This window comes from Bordetella bronchiseptica, from assembly GCF_900636925.1.
Classification (GTDB): Bacteria; Pseudomonadota; Gammaproteobacteria; order Burkholderiales; family Burkholderiaceae_B; genus Bordetella; species Bordetella pertussis.
This window is the reverse complement of record NZ_LR134326.1, coordinates 4,781,380-4,800,974: the sequence shown is the minus strand read 5'-3', so window position 1 is coordinate 4,800,974 and position 19,595 is coordinate 4,781,380. Positions and strand designations below refer to the sequence as shown.

20 protein-coding genes are annotated in these 19,595 nt (G+C 65.6%); 10 read left to right on the top strand and 10 right to left on the bottom strand.

Features of this window, described 5'->3' with window-relative positions:
* Positions 1–11: 11 nt before the first annotated feature.
* From EL288_RS22415 to EL288_RS22390, 6 genes are all read right to left on the bottom strand, one after another.
* Positions 12–737, bottom strand: coding sequence for a GntR family transcriptional regulator (locus EL288_RS22415; protein WP_050450674.1), 726 nt, complete (start codon positions 735–737; stop codon positions 12–14).
* Positions 738–804: 67 nt separating this feature from the next.
* Positions 805–1,368: a fumarate hydratase C-terminal domain-containing protein gene (locus tag EL288_RS22410; protein WP_003807552.1), complete on the bottom strand. Its 564-nt coding sequence runs from the start codon at positions 1,366–1,368 to the stop codon at positions 805–807.
* Between the two features lie 9 nt (positions 1,369–1,377).
* Positions 1,378–2,220 carry a fumarate hydratase gene (locus tag EL288_RS22405; RefSeq protein WP_003807554.1) on the bottom strand — a complete coding sequence of 281 codons (843 nt, stop codon included), beginning with the start codon at positions 2,218–2,220 and terminating at the stop codon, positions 1,378–1,380.
* Between the two features lie 65 nt (positions 2,221–2,285).
* Positions 2,286–3,260 (bottom strand): Bug family tripartite tricarboxylate transporter substrate binding protein, encoded by a 975-nt coding sequence (locus EL288_RS22400; RefSeq protein ID WP_003807556.1) that lies wholly within the window; start codon positions 3,258–3,260, stop codon positions 2,286–2,288.
* Positions 3,261–3,515: 255 nt separating this feature from the next.
* Positions 3,516–4,487 (bottom strand): tripartite tricarboxylate transporter substrate binding protein, encoded by a 972-nt coding sequence (locus EL288_RS22395; RefSeq protein ID WP_003807559.1) that lies wholly within the window; start codon positions 4,485–4,487, stop codon positions 3,516–3,518.
* 50 nt (positions 4,488–4,537) lie between these two features.
* Positions 4,538–6,427 carry a metallophosphoesterase gene (locus EL288_RS22390; RefSeq protein WP_033458462.1) on the bottom strand — a complete coding sequence of 630 codons (1,890 nt, stop codon included), beginning with the start codon at positions 6,425–6,427 and terminating at the stop codon, positions 4,538–4,540.
* An 83-nt stretch (positions 6,428–6,510) separates the two neighbouring features.
* Between EL288_RS22390 and EL288_RS22385 the strand changes: the two genes are divergently transcribed.
* Positions 6,511–7,320 (top strand): IclR family transcriptional regulator, encoded by an 810-nt coding sequence (locus EL288_RS22385; protein ID WP_003807563.1) that lies wholly within the window; start codon positions 6,511–6,513, stop codon positions 7,318–7,320.
* Positions 7,321–7,332: 12 nt separating this feature from the next.
* On the opposite strand, the gene EL288_RS22380 is transcribed toward EL288_RS22385, so the two are convergent.
* The gene (locus EL288_RS22380; RefSeq protein ID WP_003807565.1) at positions 7,333–8,226 is read right to left on the bottom strand and encodes a LysR family transcriptional regulator; all 894 of its coding nucleotides are present in this window, start codon (positions 8,224–8,226) and stop codon (positions 7,333–7,335) included.
* Between the two features lie 223 nt (positions 8,227–8,449).
* Between EL288_RS22380 and EL288_RS22375 the strand changes: the two genes are divergently transcribed.
* Both EL288_RS22375 and EL288_RS22370 read left to right on the top strand, forming a co-directional pair.
* Positions 8,450–9,328 (top strand): arginase family protein, encoded by an 879-nt coding sequence (locus EL288_RS22375; protein ID WP_003807566.1) that lies wholly within the window; start codon positions 8,450–8,452, stop codon positions 9,326–9,328.
* A gap of 73 nt (positions 9,329–9,401) precedes the next feature.
* Complete coding sequence (locus tag EL288_RS22370) at positions 9,402–10,520, top strand: oxidoreductase (protein WP_003807568.1); 1,119 nt, start codon at positions 9,402–9,404, stop codon at positions 10,518–10,520.
* Between the two features lie 117 nt (positions 10,521–10,637).
* Here EL288_RS22370 and EL288_RS22365 read toward each other — a convergent pair whose 3' ends face one another.
* The 3 genes from EL288_RS22365 to EL288_RS22355 form a co-directional block, all read right to left on the bottom strand.
* Positions 10,638–11,276, bottom strand: a complete 639-nt coding sequence (locus tag EL288_RS22365; RefSeq protein WP_003807569.1) for a CoA transferase subunit B — start codon at positions 11,274–11,276, stop codon at positions 10,638–10,640.
* Positions 11,277–11,289: 13 nt separating this feature from the next.
* A complete protein-coding gene (locus EL288_RS22360) occupies positions 11,290–11,994 on the bottom strand; it encodes a CoA transferase subunit A (protein ID WP_003807573.1) in 705 nt (234 codons plus the stop codon).
* A gap of 146 nt (positions 11,995–12,140) precedes the next feature.
* Positions 12,141–13,085 carry a LysR family transcriptional regulator gene (locus tag EL288_RS22355; protein ID WP_003807575.1) on the bottom strand — a complete coding sequence of 315 codons (945 nt, stop codon included), beginning with the start codon at positions 13,083–13,085 and terminating at the stop codon, positions 12,141–12,143.
* Between the two features lie 153 nt (positions 13,086–13,238).
* Here EL288_RS22355 and EL288_RS22350 point away from each other — a divergent pair, with 153 nt between their 5' ends.
* The 7 genes from EL288_RS22350 (at position 13,239) to EL288_RS22320 (ending at position 19,560) form a co-directional block, all read left to right on the top strand.
* Positions 13,239–14,054, top strand: coding sequence for an enoyl-CoA hydratase/isomerase family protein (locus EL288_RS22350; RefSeq protein ID WP_003807577.1), 816 nt, complete (start codon positions 13,239–13,241; stop codon positions 14,052–14,054).
* Positions 14,055–14,068: 14 nt separating this feature from the next.
* The gene (locus EL288_RS22345) at positions 14,069–14,959 is read left to right on the top strand and encodes an NAD(P)-dependent oxidoreductase (RefSeq protein ID WP_003807578.1); all 891 of its coding nucleotides are present in this window, start codon (positions 14,069–14,071) and stop codon (positions 14,957–14,959) included.
* An 89-nt stretch (positions 14,960–15,048) separates the two neighbouring features.
* Positions 15,049–16,257: an ABC transporter substrate-binding protein gene (locus tag EL288_RS22340; protein ID WP_010927430.1), complete on the top strand. Its 1,209-nt coding sequence runs from the start codon at positions 15,049–15,051 to the stop codon at positions 16,255–16,257.
* 47 nt (positions 16,258–16,304) lie between these two features.
* On the top strand, positions 16,305–17,168 hold the full coding sequence (locus EL288_RS22335; protein WP_015038786.1) for a branched-chain amino acid ABC transporter permease: 864 nt from the start codon (positions 16,305–16,307) through the stop codon (positions 17,166–17,168).
* Positions 17,161–18,105, top strand: coding sequence for a branched-chain amino acid ABC transporter permease (locus EL288_RS22330; RefSeq protein WP_003807584.1), 945 nt, complete (start codon positions 17,161–17,163; stop codon positions 18,103–18,105). Before EL288_RS22335 ends, EL288_RS22330 begins: the two co-directional genes overlap by 8 nt.
* Positions 18,106–18,113: 8 nt before the next feature.
* Positions 18,114–18,848, top strand: a complete 735-nt coding sequence (locus EL288_RS22325; protein ID WP_003807586.1) for an ABC transporter ATP-binding protein — start codon at positions 18,114–18,116, stop codon at positions 18,846–18,848.
* On the top strand, positions 18,838–19,560 hold the full coding sequence (locus EL288_RS22320) for an ABC transporter ATP-binding protein (protein ID WP_003807587.1): 723 nt from the start codon (positions 18,838–18,840) through the stop codon (positions 19,558–19,560). The genes EL288_RS22325 and EL288_RS22320 overlap by 11 nt, the downstream gene beginning before the upstream one ends.
* The last annotated feature ends 35 nt before the right edge of the window (positions 19,561–19,595 follow it).

The window sequence follows — 19,595 nt, the reverse complement described above, 5'->3', positions numbered from 1 at the left end:
GCGGCGGCGGCTCAGTGCGAGTCCGAGCGGTGCATCCAGAACGTGAAGCGGAACTTGTGCGCCGAATAGGTGTTGACGGTAATCAGGAAGGGCGTGTTGGCGCGGTCCACGTACAGCCGGGTGATTTCCAGGCCCGGGGTGCCGGGCGCCACGCCCAGCCGGCTTGCCATCTCGCCTTCGATGGCGGTGGCGCCGATGCTCTGCTTGATGTCGGCCACCGCGATGCCGGCCTCGTTCTCGATGATGCGGCACAGCAGGCCCGAACCGTTCGGGATCTTGCCGACGATGCGCTGCCCCACGTCGGGCAGCATATAGGCGTCGTTCCAGCATAGCGGCGTATGGGCCGCGTCCTTCTCGACGCGCAGCATGCGCACGCGCAGCCAGGTCGTGCCGGGCTTGCATTCGAGCGCCTGGGCCAGCGCCTCGTCGGCCACCACCGGGCTGACCTCCAGGATCTGGCGTTCGGTGTGGCTGGCGTAATTGACCAGGTCCTCGATGGTGTGGACCGACTTGGTGTACTGGTTGTTGGTGGTGCGCGAACACACTACCGTGCCGGAGCGGCGTTTGCGCGTCACCAGGCCCAGCCCTTCGACGATATCGAGCGCGGCGCGCACCGTGCTGCGGCTGCTCTGGAATTGGGCGGCCAGCGCCAGTTCGTTGGGAAGCTGGTCGCCGATTTCGTATTGGCCCTCGGTGATGCGTTTGACCAGGGTATTGGCGAGTTCTGTATAGCGCAAAGCGGGTTCCGGGAAGGCTGGGGCAGGCGGGCCGGGCCGCGGGCGCCAACCGCCCCGGGCCGTCACCTCAAGCGTTGAGCAGCTGCCTGTATTTTTTTACCTCTTCATCATACATGTCGCGACCATGGGCGTCATTGGTCACCAGCAGCGGGAAATTCTCGATCTCCAGCCGCTGCACGGCTTCGGTCTTGAGGTCTTCGTAGCACACCAGCGTGGCCGACTTGATGCATGAGAACAGCGTGGCGGAAATCCCGCCGATGGCCGAGAAGCAGACGGCCACGTTCTCGCGGCACGATTCGCGGATGGCCGGGCCGCGGTTGCCCTTGCCGATGGCCGCCTTGACCCCGTGGTCGAACAGGACCGTGGCGTATGGGTCCATGCGGTAGGCCGAGGTCGGCGCCACCACGCCGATGACGTGGCCGGGCTTGGCCGGGCCCGGGCCGCCGTAGAACACCACATGGCCGGTCAGGTCCACCGGCAGCGGCTCGCCGCGCGCCAGGGTATCGATGAAGCGCTTGTGCGCGGCGTCGCGCGCCATATAGATCACGCCGGACAGAAAGACCTCGTCGCCCGCCTGCAGCTGGCGGATCGCGTCGTCGGTGAGCGGCGTGTCGAGATAGTGCGTCGTCATGGGTTCTCCTCAGATCACCGCCGTCTGGCGACGGCCGGCGTGGCACTGGATGTTGACCGCCACCGGCAGCGCCGTGATGTGGCAGGCGTAGGTTTCGACCGCCACCCACAGGGCCGTCGTCATGCCGCCGTATCCCTGCGGGCCGATGCCCGTCTTGTTGATGGCTTCCAGCAGCTCGGTTTCGAGCTGGGCGATGTGCGGCTCGGGATGGTGCTGGCCGATGTCGCGCAGGATGGCCTGCTTGGCGATCGCCGTGACCTTGTCGAAGCTGCCGCCTATGCCCACGCCCACGGTCAAGGGCGGGCAGGCGGCGCCGCCGGCCGCCTCGATGGCCGCCAGCACGAACTGCTTCACGCCCGCCACGCCCTCGCCGGGCAGCAGGAACTTCATCGTGCTCCAGTTTTCGCTGCCGCCGCCCTTGGGCACCACCGTGAAGCGGATCTCGGCGCCGGGCACGATCTCGGTGTGCACCACCGCCGGCGTATTGTCATTGCTGTTGACGCGCAGCAAGGGGTCGCTGACCACCGACTTGCGCATGAATCCCTCGGCGTAGCCCTTGCGCACGCCGGCCTGCACGGCCTGTCCGTAATCGCCGCCCACGATGTGCACATCCTGGCCCACGTCGGCATAGACGATCGTCAGGCCCGTGTCGTGGCAATACGAAACCTGGTTTTCGCGCGCGATCCGGTCGTTGTCGATCAGCTTGAGCAGCACCGACTTGCCCAGCGGCGACACCTCCCGCTCGGCGGCCTGGTGGAAGCTGCGGACCAGGTCGTCCGGCAGCAGGTGGCAGGCGTCGATGCACAGGCGAGCGACGGTATCGGTAATTTCGTTGACGTGAATCTCACGCATTTTGCACCCTTGCTTCTTGAAAATGGTTCAGCCGGGCGCCGCGCCGGCCAGGCCGGCGGCGGCGCTCAATACCCTTCTACCGCGACGTGGGCGTCCTCCACGATTCCTTTCCAGCGCGCTACCTGGTCATGCAGGTAGGCGTTGAACTGTTCCGGCGTGCGGGCCTGCGGCGGGGTCAGCGCCTGCGCCCGCATTTTTTCCACGAACTCGGGCGTGCGCACGGCCTGCAGCAATTCCTTGTTGAGCGTGTCCACGACTTCCTGGGGCGTGCCCTGGGGCGCCACCAGGCCGAAGAAAGCCACCGTCGACAGGTTCTGGAACCCCGCCTCGGCCAGGGTGGGCACGTCGGGCAGGTAGGCCGAGCGCTGGTCGTCCACCACGGCCAGCGCCTTCAGCTGGCCCGCCTGGATGTTGCCGTAGATCGCCGGCAGCGAATCGGAGGTGGCCGCCAGCATGCCGCTCATCACCTTCAGCTTGGATTCCGCGCTGCCCTTGAACGGCGCATGCGTCATCGGGAAGTCCAGCTTCTGCTTGAGCAATTCCATGGTCAGGTGCTGGGTCGAGCCCAGGCCGGCCGAACCGTAGAACAGCTCCCCGGCCTTGGCCGCCTGCACCAGGCCGGCCAGCGAGGTCACGCCCAGGTCGTTGGACACGGCGATGATCTGCGGCGTGGATGCCAGCTCGGCTACCGCGGTGAAGTCGCGCACCGGGTCGTAGTGCGTGGTCTTGGGATAGAGCGCCGGGGCAATCGCGTAAGGCCCCGTGCTGGTCAGCAGCAGCGTATGGCCGTCCGCCTTGGCCTTGGCCACGAACGCGGTGCCGATGCGTCCGCCGCCGCCCGGCTTGTTCTCGACGATGAAGGCCTGGCCGAGCCGGCTGGCCAGCTCCTTGCCGACGAGGCGGGCAATGATGTCGCCGGTCTGGCCGGCGGCAAACGGCACGACGATGGTGACGGCGGAGCCGGGATACGCGGCGTGCGCAGCCCCGCCCGTACAGAGCGCGGCGGTGACGGCCACGGCGGCCAGGGCTTGCTTGAACATGGTTGTCTCCGACAGGGTTGTTATTTGGTGCGGACTATTTAATGGTACGTACCATTGTGTCGGGGATTCTAGGCAGGCAAGCGCGCAGTGGTCAAGAAAAAAGTGATCGGGGGGGGGCGGAACGAACTGGCCCCGCAGGAGGGGCCTGTCCCGGCGGGGACGGGCCCCCTGGAGTCTGCGTGCGCCAGTCCCCATGCGGGGACAGGCACACCGTGCCTCGGGACGGGGAATCCCGGGCACGATCAGCCTGGTTGCTTAGTGTTTTGCGACGTTGGCCGGCGAGCCGGCGGACCAGCGCTGGTAGTCGCGGGCGACCGTCTTGGCGTAGCTGGCGCCGTCCTCGTACCGCACGGCCTGGCCGTATTTCTGCTGGAACGATTCGATCACTTCCGGGTCGGTCAGCACCGTCTTGAGCGCCTGGGCCAGTTTTTCCTGGGCCACGGCCGGAATGCCGGCAGGCGCGGCCAGCGAGAAATAGGACTCCTGCGCATAGTCGACCAGCCCGGTTTCGCGCAGCGCGGGGACATCGGGCAGCGCGCTCCACCGGCCGGGGCCGGACGACACCAGCATGCGCAGCTTGCCGGCCCGCACCTGCGGCAGGGTCGCATTCGCCGAGGCATTGACCACGTCGATCTGGCCGCCGATCAGGGCGGTGACGCTCTCGTTGTCGCCCTTGTAGGGGATGAACTGCCACTGCATGCCCAGGTCGCGGCCCAGGCGGTTCATCACCAGTTCGTTGGTGGTGCCGGCCCCCAGCGTGCCGAACGACAGCTTGCCGGGGTTGGCCTTGCCGTAGTCGACCAGTTCCTTGAAGGTCTTCCACGGCGCGTCGGCGCGCACGAAGATGCCATAGTCGTACGGGCCCACCACGGCGAGGTGGCTGAAGTCCTTCAGGGGGTCGTAGGGCACGGCCTGCTGGTGCGGAATGATGGTCAGGGTCGGGTAGTTGACCGTGCCCAGGGTGTAGCCGTCCGGCTTGGCGCGCGCGATATTCGACACGCCGACGATGCCGCCGGCGCCAGGCTTGTTGACGACCACCACCGATTGTCCGATTTGCTTCTCCAGTCGCATCGCGATGTCGCGCGCGACGGCGTCGGTGGTGCTGCCGGGGGGGAACTGCACAATCATCTGCAAGGGGTTTTCGGGCCACTGCGCGGCGGCGGCAGGGGACGCCACCGCCAGCGTGGCGGCGAGGGCGGCAAGGGTATGGGCCAGGCGTTTCATCATGGTTTTTCCTCAAGGGGCGGCTGCGCTGGCGCAGCACGGGCCGGATTGCGTCAGAACGAAATGTCCCGGCCGATCCGTACATCCAGGGTCTGGTCGCCGAGCGCGATGCGCACGGTGGATTGGGCGGGCTCGCGCGTAATGGCGCCGATGCGCACCGCGTGGCCGCGCAGGCGTTCGGACAGCCGGCGCAGCACGGTGGCGGCCGGACGCGGGTTGTTGCGCCGGTCCACCAGCCCATGGCGGGCGAAGTAGCCACGGTCGATATCCATGAAGGTGTCCAGCGTCATGGGCACATCGGGATAGGCCGCCTTGGCGATGGCCGCCTCGGCCACTCGCGCCGCCTGGGCCTGGTCATCGTCGTTGACCAGGGCGGACTTGCGGTTGGCCAGGTTGATGTGCAGCGCAATGGCGACGCCATGGCTGGCCGCCTGCTCCACGGCCTGCCGCACGGATTCCAGCACCGGCTCGTCGCCGGCGATGCGCACCACCACGCCCGGCGCGGACGCGTCGGCCCGCTGGGGGCGAAAGCGCGCCAGGTGGTCCAGCTCGCCAAGCGCGATGCCGCTGGTCATGTTGTGGTCGTACTGGCCTTGCGAGTGGCTCGACGGCGGCTGCATGACCGGCGCGACGAACAGGCGGATGCCGCGTCGCGCGAACTGGCCGGCGGCGTGCGCGGCGATCGCGCTGTCCGGGCCTATCCATTCATAGCCCTCGAGCGCCGGGCCGAGCGAGGCCAGCCGCTCCAGCAGGTGCGCGTCGGGCACGGCGGTGCCGAATACCAGACAGCGGTGGCCCAGCTCGCCCAGCAGCCTGACCCGCTCGAATGCCTGTTCGTCCGCGATGTCGTGGATCGGCAGGCGCACGCCGCGCATGCCGGCATCCCACAGGTTCAGGATGTAATAGTCGTTGCGCACGCGCTTGCGCACGAAGGCGTCCAGCGGCGGGTTGTAGGGCAGGGCTTCGACGCGGGCCCAATCGTGGCGGAAGTCGGCGGCAACCGTGCCGGCCGCGTGCTCGCGCACGTCGCCTTCCACCTGCAGGGCGATCTCCTCGCCCTGGGCCGGGTCGGTCGAGCCATAGGTGCGCACGAAGCGCGCGATATGGCCGTGTTCGTGGATATCGACCACGAAGAAACCGAACTTGCCCAGGTCGTTGCGGCCCAGCTCTTCGCCCGGCTCGACGCGGAAGAGCTCGGCGTAGTCCTGGCGGAAATTGGTGGACGACGGCAGCGCATAGGACCACATGCCCGCATGGCGGTTCAGGAAGAACGTGTGCACGTGCCCGGCGAACAAGGCCTCCACGCCGGCGCTGGCGGTAAGCTCCAGCAGGCGGCGGCGCGGCCCGTGGTCGATATTGTCGTAATGGTTTTCCTCGTCCGGCGCCGTGACGAACGGCGGGTAGTGCGTGAACAGGAACAGCCGCCGGCCGGCTGCCTTTTCCTCGGCGAGCCGGCTTTGCAGGAACTGCCATTGCGCGTCTTCCTGCGGCAATCCTGAGCCGAGCAGGCAGGCGTTGATAATGATGAAACAGACATTGCCTTCGGTGAAGGCCTGCCACTGCGCGCCGAAGTGTTGCTCGTACTTGCCGCAGCTGTCGGCCGAAATGCAGGCGGCCGGGTTGCCGGGCAGGTGCTTGTCGCCGATATCGTGGTTGCCGGGGGCGATATAGAACGGCGCCTGCAGTCCCCGGTACAGCGTGGTGGCGAAATCCGCAGCGCTGTCATAGTCGGTCGAATGCGGCAGCGGGTGCACCACGTCGCCCACGTGGACGGTGAAGGCCGGCGCGATCCGGTTGATCGCCGCCACCACCACCTCATTGCGGGGGTTGGCCAGATGGTTGGTCTGCCACGGCGAGGTGTTGCCCGCGTTCACGGGGTTCAGGTGCGAATCCGCGACAACCGCGAAGCGCAGCAGGCGGCGGCCACTGGTGAAGTTGCTCATGTTGATTGAATTCAATATAATGGAATTGATGAATAATTATTTGAGTGTCGTTTTATATTCTGAGCTTGGAGAGGATGTCAATCATGGCTAACCTGCCGTTCGACCTGGTGCCGCGCGCCGAGCTCGAGCACGAACCGCGCTTTGCCTCGACGCTCGCCAACGGGCTGGACATCCTGCGCTGCTTCTCGGCCGCGCAGCCCACCTTGGGCAACAAGGAAATCTCCGAGGCGCTGGGGCTGTCGCGTCCCACCGTGGCGCGCCTGACTTTCACCCTGGTCACATTGGGCTATCTGCGCCGCGACGACGCCAGCAAGCGCTACTCGCTGGCGCCCGGCGTGCTGTCATTGATCTATCCGCTGCTGCTGCAGCTGACCGTGCGGCGCGTGGCCGAGCACGATCTGGCGGCGCTGTCCGAGAAAGCGGGGGGGCCGGTTTCCATCGGTACGCGCGACAGGCTGCAAGTGGTCTACGTGGACACCATCCACGATCGCGGCAATAACGGCGCCAAGCCGGACATCGGCTCGTCGCGCCCCTTGCTGCATACGGCCATGGGCCGCGCGCTGCTCTATACCTTCGATGCCGCCGAACGCGAGCTGCTGATGCCGCTGCTTCTGGAGCAGGAGCCGCAACAGGGCGATGCCGCGCGGGCCGCGCTGGAAGAGGCTTTCGCGCAGATTGCGCGCACGGGGTTCTGCACCAGCTATGGCAGCTGGCGGCCGGAGCTGGCCGGCCTGGCGGCGCCGCTGCGCTATCGCGCCGGCGACCTGCCGTTCGCCATCAACCTGACGCTGCCTATCGATGCGGTCAAGGATGGCCGGGCCGAGCAGGAGTTCGGCCCCTACCTGGCGCGGCTGGCGCAAAGCATAGACAGGCGCCTGGGCGTGGATGTGTGACGCCGGGGCGACTTAGCGGGCACTGCCGGCCTGCCCGGCCAACGCCGCCTCGAGCGCTTCCAGCATCACGCGTACCCTGGCAGGCACGTAGCGCCGGGTCGGTGCGACGGCCCAGACCGACAGCTCCTCCATGCTGGCGTCCGCCAGTTCGATCGCGACCAACGAGCCATCGGCCAACTGTTTGCAGACATCCCAGTAAGTCAGCATGGCAAGCCCCAAGCCTTGAATGGCCGCCGTTCTCACTGCTTCGATGCTGCTGGTACTGATTCGTCCGTTCATGCGGCTGTACCGCAGCGTTCCTTCGACCATGAAGGGCCAGCGGGGGATGGCCCGCAACAGGACGCATTGATGGGCATGCAGATCGGACAACGTCGCGGGTCTTCCGTACCGTTGCAGATAATCAGGCGCCGCGCAGATGATGCGAGGATTCGGCGTGAGTTTTCTCGCGACAAGCTCCGAATCTGCCAAGGGCGCCAGGCGCAGGGCGAGGTCCAGGCCTTGGCCGACGATATCGACGACCCGATCGGATAAGTCCAGGTCCACGCGCAATTCAGGATGCTGCTTCAGCAGGCCGGGCAGCAAGGGAAGCACGATGGATTGTCCGAAGATGCTCGGGGCGGTCATGCGCAGTACACCCGACGCCTTGACAGACGAGGGACGCAAGGCGCTTCGCGCACCGTCTTCCGTCTCGATCATCGTATTGGCGTACGGCAGAAACGCTTCGCCTTCGTTGGTCAAGGAGACTGATCTGGTCGTGCGGTGGAACAGGCGAGCCGCCAATTCCGCTTCCAAGGCAACCAGTCGACGAGAAACCTGCATGGGTGCGATACCCAACTGGCGTGCGGCCGCCGACAGACTGCCGCCCGAAGCTACCGCCAGAAAAATCCGCAGGTCTGAGGTCAGCAATTTATATCCTTTTTAGTTAAGGAGGCTTCACGGCAACGAGGCTTAATGAATCGACAATGGGCGCATATCATAGTGTCTTGCCTGTTGATTGTGAAAAGAAAGCGTGCGGAGGCGATGCACGGCGAGCGTCTGGCTCGTTGCTCGAATCAGTATCATTTTATCTATTTCAGATATCAAATGAACGGTCCGGCCTCGTCTCGCAGTTGCTCGAAAAGGACACCAGATGAGTACCGATCCCAAGAAAACACTTCGTTTGAAGATTCCCTTGTGGCAAGGCGGCGACAACGCGCCGGCTGCGCTGGGCGCCGAGCTGCTGGCTTTCCTGGCCCCTGAAAGCGCCAGTCCTCTGGTTGAAATTCCCGTCGAACCCTACTCCGGGCGAGACACGGTGATTCACGATGGCATCGCCCACCGCGATGCCATCCTGGCGCAAATCCAGGCCACTCAGGAAGTCCTTGATGCGCATCAGCCCGACAAAGTGGTTGTCTTTGGCGGCGACTGCCAGGTGAGTCAGGCTCCTTTCGCATATCTCAATGAAAAGTACGGGGGTGAATTGGCGATCCTTTGGATAGACGCGCATCCGGACATCAAGAATCCCGACGAATACCGGAACGCCCACACTATGGTGCTTGCCAGCCTGTTGGGGGAAGGCGCTGCGCAGCTGGCTGCGCGGATAAAGCGGTACATCGATCCCAAGAGGGTCATGTTCGCGGGCTTGCGTCAAGATGGACTGACCGGGCAGGAGTCTGATTTCATCGCGCGTCACCAGTTGGGTGTCGCTTCGCCGGAAGCGTTGGCAAGCTCCAGCGAACCGGTGCTGGAGTGGATCAGGCGCAACGACATCAAGCATCTGGCCATTCACTTCGATCTGGATGTGCTGGATCCGAAAAAATTCGGCTCGGTGTATTTCGGCGAGCCCGAACCGGCAAGCGATCCGTACGCTGCATTCCCGGCAGGGAAGATGGGCATCCAGCAGGTGATCAGATTGATTGACGACGTTTCGAAAGCCACCGATGTGGTTGGGTTGGGAATCACGGAGCACCTTCCGTGGGACGCTTTGAACCTGAAGAACATGCTGGCGCAGTTGCCGCTCCTGAAATAGCCGCGATGCACGATTGCGGCGCGGGCGGCGCTGTCAAGAATGGTTTGAATGCTTATATGGGAAGGGATGTTGAATGACGGCTGCAGTTGCCTCTTTATTTGATACCGTGACACTCGGTCAGCTCGAATTGAGCAACCGCGTGAGCGTGGCGCCGATGACCCGCATCAGTGCAACGTCGGCCGGATTGGCCACCGACCGGATGGTGGCGTACTACGCCTCCTTTGCTCAAGGCGGCTTCGGGTTGATCATTACCGAGGGGCTGTATACGGACGACAGGCACAGCCCCGGATATGTTCTTCAGCCCGGCATCATCAATGACGAGCAGGAGCAGTCATGGCGCCACGTCGTGGATGCCGTGCATCAGGCGGGCGCGAAAATCGTCGCGCAAATCATGCACGCCGGGGCTCTTGTTCACGGCAACCCATATGGCAAGGATTCAATCGCCCCGTCCGCCGTGCAGCCCAGAGGGCGGAAAAGTGAAACCTACGAAGGCGCCGGGCCCTATCCCCTTCCGCGGGAGGCCACGAAAGCGGACATCGCCAAGGTGATCGACGGGTTCGCCATGGCCGCCAAGCGCGTCAAATCGGCCGGCTTCGATGGAGTCGAAATTCATGGCGCCAACGGTTACTTGCTTGACGAATTCCTTACCGGCTATACGAATCGGCGTACCGACGAGTATGGTGGCTCCACGGAAAACCGCGTTCGCTTGCTGGTGGAAGTGGCCACGGCCGTCCGGGCTGCGGTGGGCGATGGTTTCACGGTCGGCGTCCGCATCTCTCAAGCCAAGGTGAATGACTTCAAACACAAATGGGCGGAAAAGGAACAAGACGCCGAGGTGATTTTTGGCCGGCTGGGCAGGGCGGGACTCGACTTTATCCATGTGTCGGAACACGAAGCCTGGAAGCCCGCATTTGATGGGGGCGATGCTTCGCTGGCCGCGTTGGCGAAGAAGCATGGGCAGCTTCCTGTCATCGCCAACGGGGGGTTGGATGATCCGGCAAGGGCGGCCGAATTGATGGCAAGCGGGCACGCCGACGTGATTTCCCTTGGAAAGGGGGCGCTGGCCAATCCTGACTGGCCCGGCAAGGTCGAGCGCGGGCAAGCGCTGCGCAAATTCGACGCGGAACGCTTGTTGCACCCGAACGCGAGAATCAAGGCGTTCGAGGCGCAAGTTTCCAGCACGGCGGTTTGACGGAGGGGGCAAGCTCGCATCCGAACGATTGTCCAGGCACCGCGCCGAAACATACGGCGCGGGAGGAAGTCGCTCAATGATCCTGACCGGATCTCTGTCAGGCCTCATCCCGCCGGCTCAGTGGCAGGCGAAGGCCAGCCGCGGCTCGGTTTTCTCCTGCACCATCTCGGCCGATACGCCCGGCGCCAGTTCGGTGACCACCAGCCCGTCGGCGGTGACATCCATGACGGCCAGGTCGGTAATGATCTGGTGCACCACGCGCTTGCCGGTAAGCGGCAGCGAGCATTGCTCGAGGATCTTCAGGCCGCCGTCGCGGGTGTTGTGTTCCATGAGCACGATCACGCGCCGCACGCCGCCCACCAGGTCCATGGCGCCGCCCATGCCCTTGACCATCTTGCCGGGAATCATCCAGTTGGCCAGGTCGCCGCACGCGCTGACCTGCATGGCGCCGAGTATGGTCAGGTCCATGTGCCCGCCCCGTATCATGGCGAACGACATGGATGACGAGCAGATCGACGCGCCCGGCACCGTCGTGATGGTCTGCTTGGCGGCGTCGATCAGGTCGGCGTCGATTTCGTCCTCATAGGGCGGCGGGCCGATGCCGATCAACCCGTTCTCCGATTGCAGCCAGACCTGCATGCCTTGCGGTACGTACTGCACCACCTTGGTCGGCAGGCCGATGCCCAGGTTGACGTAGTCGCCGTCATGCAGCTCGCGCGCGGCGCGCGCGGCCATTTGTTCGTGTGTCCAAGCCATGTCCGGGTGCTCCTTATTGACCGCGCGTACGGAAACTCTTGCGTTCGATGCGCTTTTCCGGGTTCGGCACCACGATGATGCGGTCCACGAAAATGCCTGGCAGGTGCACCGCGTCGGGGTCCATCTCGCCCGCCTCCACCAGCTCCTCGACTTCGGCGATGGTGACGCCGCCCGCCATCGCGACCTCGGGGTTGAAGTTGCGCGCGGTGCGCGAGAAGACGAGGTTGCCCGACGTGTCGGCCCGCTGCGCCTTGACCAGCGAGACATCCGCCTTGAGGGCCTGCTCCATGACGTAGGTGTCGCCGCCGAAGTCGCGCGTTTCCTTGTTCTCCTCGACCACGGTGCCGACCCCGGTGCGGGTGAAGAAGGCCGCGATGCCCGCGCCGCCGGCGCGCAGGCGCTCGACCAGCGTGCCCTGCGGATTGAATTCCAGCTCCAGCTCGCCGTTGAGGTACTGGCGCTCGAATTCCTTGTTCTCGCCCACGTACGAGGCGATCATGCGCTTGATCTGGCGCGTCTGCAGCAGCAGCCCCAGGCCGAAATCGTCCACGCCCGCGTTATTGCTGATGCAGGTCAGGTTGGCCACGCCGCTGTCGCGCAGGCCCTCGATAAGCGTGGAAGGAATGCCGCACAGGCCAAAGCCGCCCACGGCGATGGTCTGGCCATCCTTGATTACGCCGCTCAATGCCGCGGCCGCGTCTTCGAAAATCTTGGTCATTTTCCAGCCGAAGTTCCAGGGTTGAATGTCGTCGGTTCGAGGGCTCAATACTATTGAAGCCACCGCGCTGGAACAACGGATCTGGCGCACGCTTATTGTGCATCTGTGCACAGCCGGGGGCGCGCCGCCGGCTGGGCCCGGCGCGCTCAGCTCGGGGGATGGAACAGATCGGGGTGCTGCGCCATCAGCTGGCGGATGAAGTTCCACACCGACTGGTAGCGCTTGATCCGCAGCAGATCCTCGGGCGCGGCGATCCACAGGCTGCGGGTAATGAGCGGCCGGCCGGGAAACACCTCGACCAGGTCGGCCTGGCCGGCATTCGCCACGTACGGCGTGAGCAGCACCAGCCCCATGCCGGCGACCGCCGCCGCCCGCTGCGCCAGCACGCTGGTGGTGGTGAAGCTGCGCCGGGGCTGCGGCACCAGCTCTTCGAGCACGCGATAGCGTTCGCTGACGGACCCGTCATGGATGTAGTCCACGAACTCGTGCTGCGCCACGTCGCTCAGCTGGCGGATGGGCGGGTGGGACTTCTTGTATCCGGCCGAGCAATAGAGGAAGTAATGGATCTGCGCCAGCTTGGCCACCTTGTAGCGCCCCATGGCCGGCGGCTCCAGCGTCACGAGTATCTCGACTTCGCGCGTGACCAGGCTGGGAAACTGGGGCTGCGCCATCAGTTCGACATTCAGCCCGGGGTGCGTCTGGCGCAGCCGCGCCAGGCTGGGCGCCAGCACGTTGATGCCGAACGCCTCGGGGGTTCCGACGCGCACCGTGCCTTCGATGAAGTCCGCCAGCCCGAGGCTTTCCTCGACGGCGGCCAGCAGGGCGCTTTCCATCTTCTCGGCGTGCGGGATCAGCGCATTGCCCGCGTCGGTCAGGGAATACCCGCTGCGCCGCCGGTCGAACAGCACCACTTTCAGCTTGGCCTCGAGCCGGTCGATGCGGCGCGAAACCGTGGAGTGCTCGATGCCCAGACGCTCGCCCGCCAATGAGATGGTGCCCAGGCGGGCGACGGTGAGAAAGACCTTGAGGTCATTCCATTCGGGGTACTTGTCCATGCGCCAATTGTGCATCAATGCACAGTAAGGGTGCAATGGTTACCTTTGATATCGCCCATGCGGAACGCACAATGACGGCTCGAAATCGGCCCGTTTGTCGCAGCCTTTCCGACATGCCGGCGCCGCTGCCGCGACCCTGCGTCGTCGTGCCCGCGGGCTTGCCCGGCGGGGCCTCTTCTGGAGTTGGAAGTGACTGGAACCGAGCGCTATCAGAACTATCAGGTGATCGAATTCGACCGTCCCGCGCCGCGCGTGCTGCGCCTGACGCTGAACCGGCCCGAACGCATGAACGCGCTGGATTCGCGCGGCCATGCGGAGCTGGCCGACGTATGGCGCGACATCGATGCGGATCCCGATGTCAGCGCCGTGGTGCTGCGCGGCGCCGGGCGCGCCTTTTCCGCGGGCGGCGATTTCAGCATGCTCGAGGAAATGAACGAGGACTTCAAGGTCCGGGCCCGTGTGTGGCGCGAGGCGCGCGACCTGGTCTACAACATCGTGAACTGTTCCAAGCCCATCGTCTCGGCCATCCGCGGCCCGGCGGTCGGCGCGGGCCTGGTCGCGGCCTTGCTGGCCGATATCTCGGTGGCGGCGAAGTCGGCCCGCATCGTCGACGGCCACACCAAGCTGGGCGTGGCCGCGGGCGACCATGCCGCCATCATCTGGCCGCTGCTGTGCGGCATGGCCAAGGCCAAGTACCACCTGATGCTGTGCGAGCCGCTCAATGGCGAACAGGCCGAGGCCCTGGGCCTGGTGTCCCTGTGCGTCGAGGACGACGCCCTGGAGGACAAGGCGCTGGAGATCGCGCAACGGCTGGCGGCCGGCGCGCCGGCCGCGTTGCGCTGGACCAAGTACGCCCTGAACAACTGGCTGCGCCAGGCGGGCCCGATCTTCGATACGTCGCTGGCGCTCGAGTTCATGGGCTTTGGCAGTCCGGAGGCGAAGGAGGGCGTCAGCGCCCTGATGGAAAAGCGCGCGCCGGCGTTCGACCAGGACATCGCGATCTAGGGCGCAAACCAATCATGACACCTATCAAGACCGTGGCCTTCATCGGCGTTGGCAACATGGGCGCGCCCATGGCGCGTTGCGCGCGGCGCGCCGGCTTCGAACTCATCGTGTGCGACCGCAACCCGGATGTGCTGGCGGCGTTCGCGCAGGAGGGCGTGCGGGTGACGGCGTCGATATCGGACTGCGCGGCCGCCGACGCGGTCGTGGTGCTGCTGGCCAACGATGCCCAGATCATGGAAACCATGCTCGGCGGGCAGGGCCTGGCCCAGGCCGTGCCCGCGGGACACCGGCCGATCGTCTGCATGATGAGCACCACCTTGCCCGATACGCTGCGCGCGCTCGAGGCGCCGCTGGCGGCCGTGGGCGCGCGCCTGGTCGATGCGCCGGTCAGCGGGGGCATCGTCGGCGCCGAGGCCGGCACGCTCACCATCATGATGGGCGGCGAGACCGCCGATGTCGAGGCGGTGCGGCCGCTGATGCAGGCCATGGGCGAGCGCCTCTTTCATTGCGGCGCGCTGGGTTCGGCCGAAATCGCCAAGGTCATCAACAACATGCTGTGCGTGGCCAATATGTTCCTGACGGCCGAAGCCATCGAACTGGCCGAAAGCCACGGCGTGGCGTTCGAAAGCCTGACGCCCATCCTGTCGGTCAGCACTGGCCTGAACTTCCTTACGGCCGATGCGCCCACCGCGCGCGCGCAATACGGCGCATGGGCGCGCTCCGAGCAGGCCTATGCGGCCATACACCAGATCGTCGGCAAGGACCTGCACCTGGCCCTGAAGCTGGCGCAGCTGGCCAGCCTCGACCTGGGCCTGCTCAAAAGCGTTTCGCAGTACGTGGATGCGGACGATCCGCAAGCCATGGCCCGCTGGATGCGCGGCGGGCGCGCGGCGAGTGCGGCATAGGGCACGCGCCATTGCCCGCCCCGCGGCATGCCGGCCAACCGGCAAGAGCCGGTGCAAACCGGCAACAACACCTACAACAAGGAGATACCATGAAGCAACTCAAACACGCGCTCGCGGCCGCTTCCCTGTCCGCGCTCGTCATGGCGGCGGGCAGTGCCCACGCGCAGGAATCCAAGACCCTCATTCTTGGCGTGTCGGCGCCGATGTCCGGCGCGGCGGCCACCTGGGGGCTGGGCCAGGAGTGGACCGCCAAGCAGGCGGCCAAGGAGATCAACGACGCCGGCGGCGTCAAGATCGGCGGCACTACCTATAAATTCGAAGTGCGCGCCTACGACAACAAGTACAACGCCGCCGAGGGCACCAAGGTGGCGCAGAACATCGTCAATCGCGACAAGTCGCGCTATGTCGTCGGCAGCATCGGCACCGCGCCCATCCTGGCCCTGCAATCGCTGACCGAGCGCAACGGCGTCATCCTGTTCACCTCGGCCTGGGGCAAGACGGTCAAGGGCCCGCAGAAGCCCTACACGCTGACGCAATCCAACACGCCGTTCGAGATCCTCGCGCCGCTCTATGACTACGTGAAGGCCAAGCATCCCGCCATCAAGACCGTGGCCATGCTCAACCCGAACGATGCCACCGGCAAGGAAACCGAACCCGTGGCGCAGAAGGCCTGGGAAAAACTCGGCGTCAAGGTCGTTTCCGTCAATTGGTACGAGCGCGGCACCACGCAATTCCAGCCCATCGCCCAGAAGCTGGCGGCGGTCAAGCCGGATGCGATCGACCTGGGCGTGACGCCGCCGGCCGACGCGGGCGTGGTGTTCCGTGAGCTCAGCGTGCTGGGCTGGAACGGCGTCAAGGTACAGCCGGTGGGCACCGGCGCGGCGCAGCTGGTCGAGATCGGCGGCAAGGCGGCCGATGGCGTGTACATGGGCTTTTCCGGCGACTACGAAGGCGCGCAGGCTACCGCCAAGCAGCGCGAGCTCAACGAAGGCATGAAGAAGGCCATCGGCGAGTCGCTCAATCCGCTGCAGCTGGCGCCGTACGACTCGGTGTACGCGCTCAAGGCCGGCATGGAGGCCGCCAACAGCATCGAGCCCGCGGACATCGTCAAGGCCCTGCCCACGATTGTCTTCGAGACCTCGTACGGCAAGACCGCGTTCGGCGGCGCGCAAACCTATGGCTCGCCCCAGCAGATGCTGATCCCGATCATGATCACCCAGATCCAGGACGGCAAGCTGGTCGAAGTCGAGCGGGTCGTGCCGCAAGAGCTGCAGCAACGCCTGGCGAAGTCGAACTGAACCGGCGGGGCCGGCACTGGAGGAGGGGGGAGAAGTTGGACGTCTACATGCAATTGACCATGAACAGTCTGCAGATCGCCGCGGCGTACATACTGTTCTCGTTGGGCCTGACGCTGATCTTCGGCGTCATGCGGATCGTGAACTTCGCGCACGGCGAGTTCTTCACCCTGCCTCTGCTGGTCATGGGCGTGCTGGTGCCGCTGCTGGTCGGCGCGCAGCTGCCGCTCATCGTGTCCTATGCGCTGAGCGGCGTGCTGGGCATCGCGGCCACGCTGCTGCTGGGCGGGCTTATCTACAAGTTCGCCCTCAAGCGCTTCCAGCGCGACATGACCGGCTCTTTCGTGGTGTCGGTCGGCCTCTCGCTGCTGCTGCAAGGGGTCTTCCTGGAGACTTTCGGCGGCGTGCCGACCAAGCTGCCCACGCTGGTGGAGGGCACGGTGAACATCCTGGGCGCGTTCGTTACCGTCCAGCGCCTCATCATCACCGGCTGCGCGCTGCTGGTGGCCGTGTTCATGTGCTGGACGATCGTTTCCAGCCGCCTGGGCAAGGCCTTGCGCGCGGTGGCCGAGGACCATGAGGCCGCCATGCTCCAGGGCATTCCCTACCGCCGCATCGCCCTGGCCGGCTTCCTCATCGCGACCGTGCTCGCGGCGATCGCCGCGGTCCTGCTTTCGCCGGTCACGGTATCGAGCCCGATCATCGGCAACGACTACCTCATCCGCGGCTTCATCGCCATCGTGATCGGCGGCCTGGGCAGCATTCCCGGCGCCATCCTGGGCAGCGTCCTGATCGCGGTCATAGAGAGCCTGGGCGGGTATTACTTCGACCCCACCTGGGCCACCATCACGATGTTCGCCCTGACCATGTTTGTACTGCTCGTTCGTCCGAAGGGGATCCTGGGAAATGGCTAAACCGTTCTTCACGCCGGCAGCCGCCGCCATCGTCCTGGTGGCGCTGGCCGGCGGTCTGCTACAGGGCGGCGGCCTCGCCGCCAGCCTGGTGCTGTGGCTGGCGATCAATGTGCTGATCACCGCCAGCTTCCGGTTCGTCACGCTCATCGGCGAACTCAACTTCGCGGTCGCCGGTTTCGTGGGCCTGGGCGCCTATATGGCCGGGGTGGCCGCGGTCCAGCTCGAATGGCCGTTCCTGCTCACCCTGGCGGCCAGCGCCGTGTTCGCCGGCCTGGTGAGCCTGGTGTTCGGATACATCACCCTGCGCGCCAAGGGGGCGTACTTCATGCTGATCAGCTTCGCCTTCACCGAAGTGATCCGCATGATCTACACCAAGACCGAGGCCGTGGGCGGCAGTTCCGGCATGATCGGCATATTCGCGCCGGCCTACCTGGAGGCGTACTACCCCGCCTTTGTCATCGCCGTCGTGCTGGCCTTGCTGTGGGTGTTGTGGCGCCTGGAGAAATCCGATTTCGGCAAAGTGCTGGTGGCCATCCGCAACAACGATGCCATCGTCGAGACCGTGGGGATCAACGTGCACCTGACCAAGGTGCTGTGCCTGGGCGTGTCGTCTTTCGTGGCCGGGATCGCCGGCGCCTTGCTGGCCTATGCCAACAACGTGATCAGCCCGGGCGACTTCGGCTTCCTGCTGGCCGTCTACGCGCTGGCGTACCTGAAGGTGGGCGGCGAGTCGCACATCCTGGGCGCGGTGGTCGGCGCGATCGTGCTGACCCTGCTGGGGCAGTTCGCGCTCAGCTTCGGGCCCTACGAGCATATCTTCTATGGCGCGGCGATTGTCATCTCGGTGCTCCTGATGCCGGGCGGCCTGATCGGCCTGGGCCGGTACTTCAACAGGCGGCCGCCCAAGCTGGGCGCGGCGGCCAAATCGCAAGCGTAGGTGGCGCCATGGATGCTCAAGTTCTACTGAAAGTCGAGGGCATGACGCGCCGCTTCGGCGGGCTGGTGGCCGTCAAGGACCTCAGCTTCGAGGTCCGCGAGGGCGAGATCCTGGGTCTGATCGGGCCCAACGGCGCCGGCAAGAGCACCACGTTCAATGTGGTCAGCGGGTACTACAAGCCGACCAGCGGGCGGCTCGCGTTCAAGGGGCGGGACATCACCGGCCTGGGGCCGGCGCGGATCGCGCGCCAGGGCCTGGTGCGTACCTTCCAGCACGACAGCCTGCTGCGCGAGATGACGGTGTACGACAACATCGTCGTGGGCACCTTTGCGATGCTGCGCCAGCGGCACGAGCGCGACGCGCGGGTACGCGAGACGGCGGCGCTCATGGGGCTGACCGAGGTGCTGGACGAAGTCGCCGGCAACCTGCCGCATGGCCTGCAGCGCCTGGTCAGCATCGCCATCGCCTTCGCGGCGCGTCCCAGCCTGCTGTGCCTGGATGAACCCTTGACCGGCCTGAACCAGACCGAGGCGATGGCAGTGCTGGCGATTTTCCGGCGCATGCGCGAGGAGCACGGCATCTCCATCCTGCTGGTCGAGCACAACATGAAGGCCGTCATGGATATCTGCGACCGCATCGTCGTGCTCGACTACGGCGTATTCCTCGCCACGGGGACGCCGCAGGAAATCCAGACCAATCCGGACGTGATTTCGGCCTACCTGGGGAAACGGCATGAAAAATAACGACCATGCGCTCGACGTGGACGGCCTGTCGGTCAAGTACGGCATCGTGCCGGCAGTCAACGCCGCCAGCTTCGCGGTGCGCAAAGGCAGCATCGCCACGATCGTCGGCTCCAACGGCGCGGGCAAGTCGACCATCATGAAGGCGCTGACCGGCCTGGTCGCGCCCGCCGCCGGCCGCGTGCGGCTCTACGGCGAAGACATCACCGGCCTGGCGCCCGACGCCCTGGTCGAACGCGGCCTGGTGCTGGTGCCGGAAGGCCGCCGCCTGTTCAAGGGCATGACGGTCGGCGAGAACCTCGAGCTGGGCGCCTATCGAGAGAAGGACAAACGCGCCATCCGGCACGGCATCGAGGGCGTGCTGGCGCGCTTTCCGGCGCTCAAGAGCCGCCTGGGCTCGCTGGCCGGCAGCCTGAGCGGCGGCCAGCAGCAGATGGTGGCGGTGGGGCGGGCCTTGATGGCCAAGCCCCGCCTGCTCCTGCTCGACGAACCCACCATCGGGCTGGCGCCGGCCATCGTCGACACCATCGCGCAGATCATCCAGGACATCGCCGCCGAGGGGGTGGACGTGATGCTGGTGGAGCAGAACGCCGAGATGGCCCTGGAGATCGCCACCCATGCCTTCATCCTGGAGCGCGGCGAGATCCAGCTGGAAGGCCCAGCCGCCGAGCTGGCCAGCAGCGAGGCCGTGCGCAAGGCGTACCTGGGAATCTGAACGCCCGCCGGTATCCGGCGGCCTGAATCGTTATC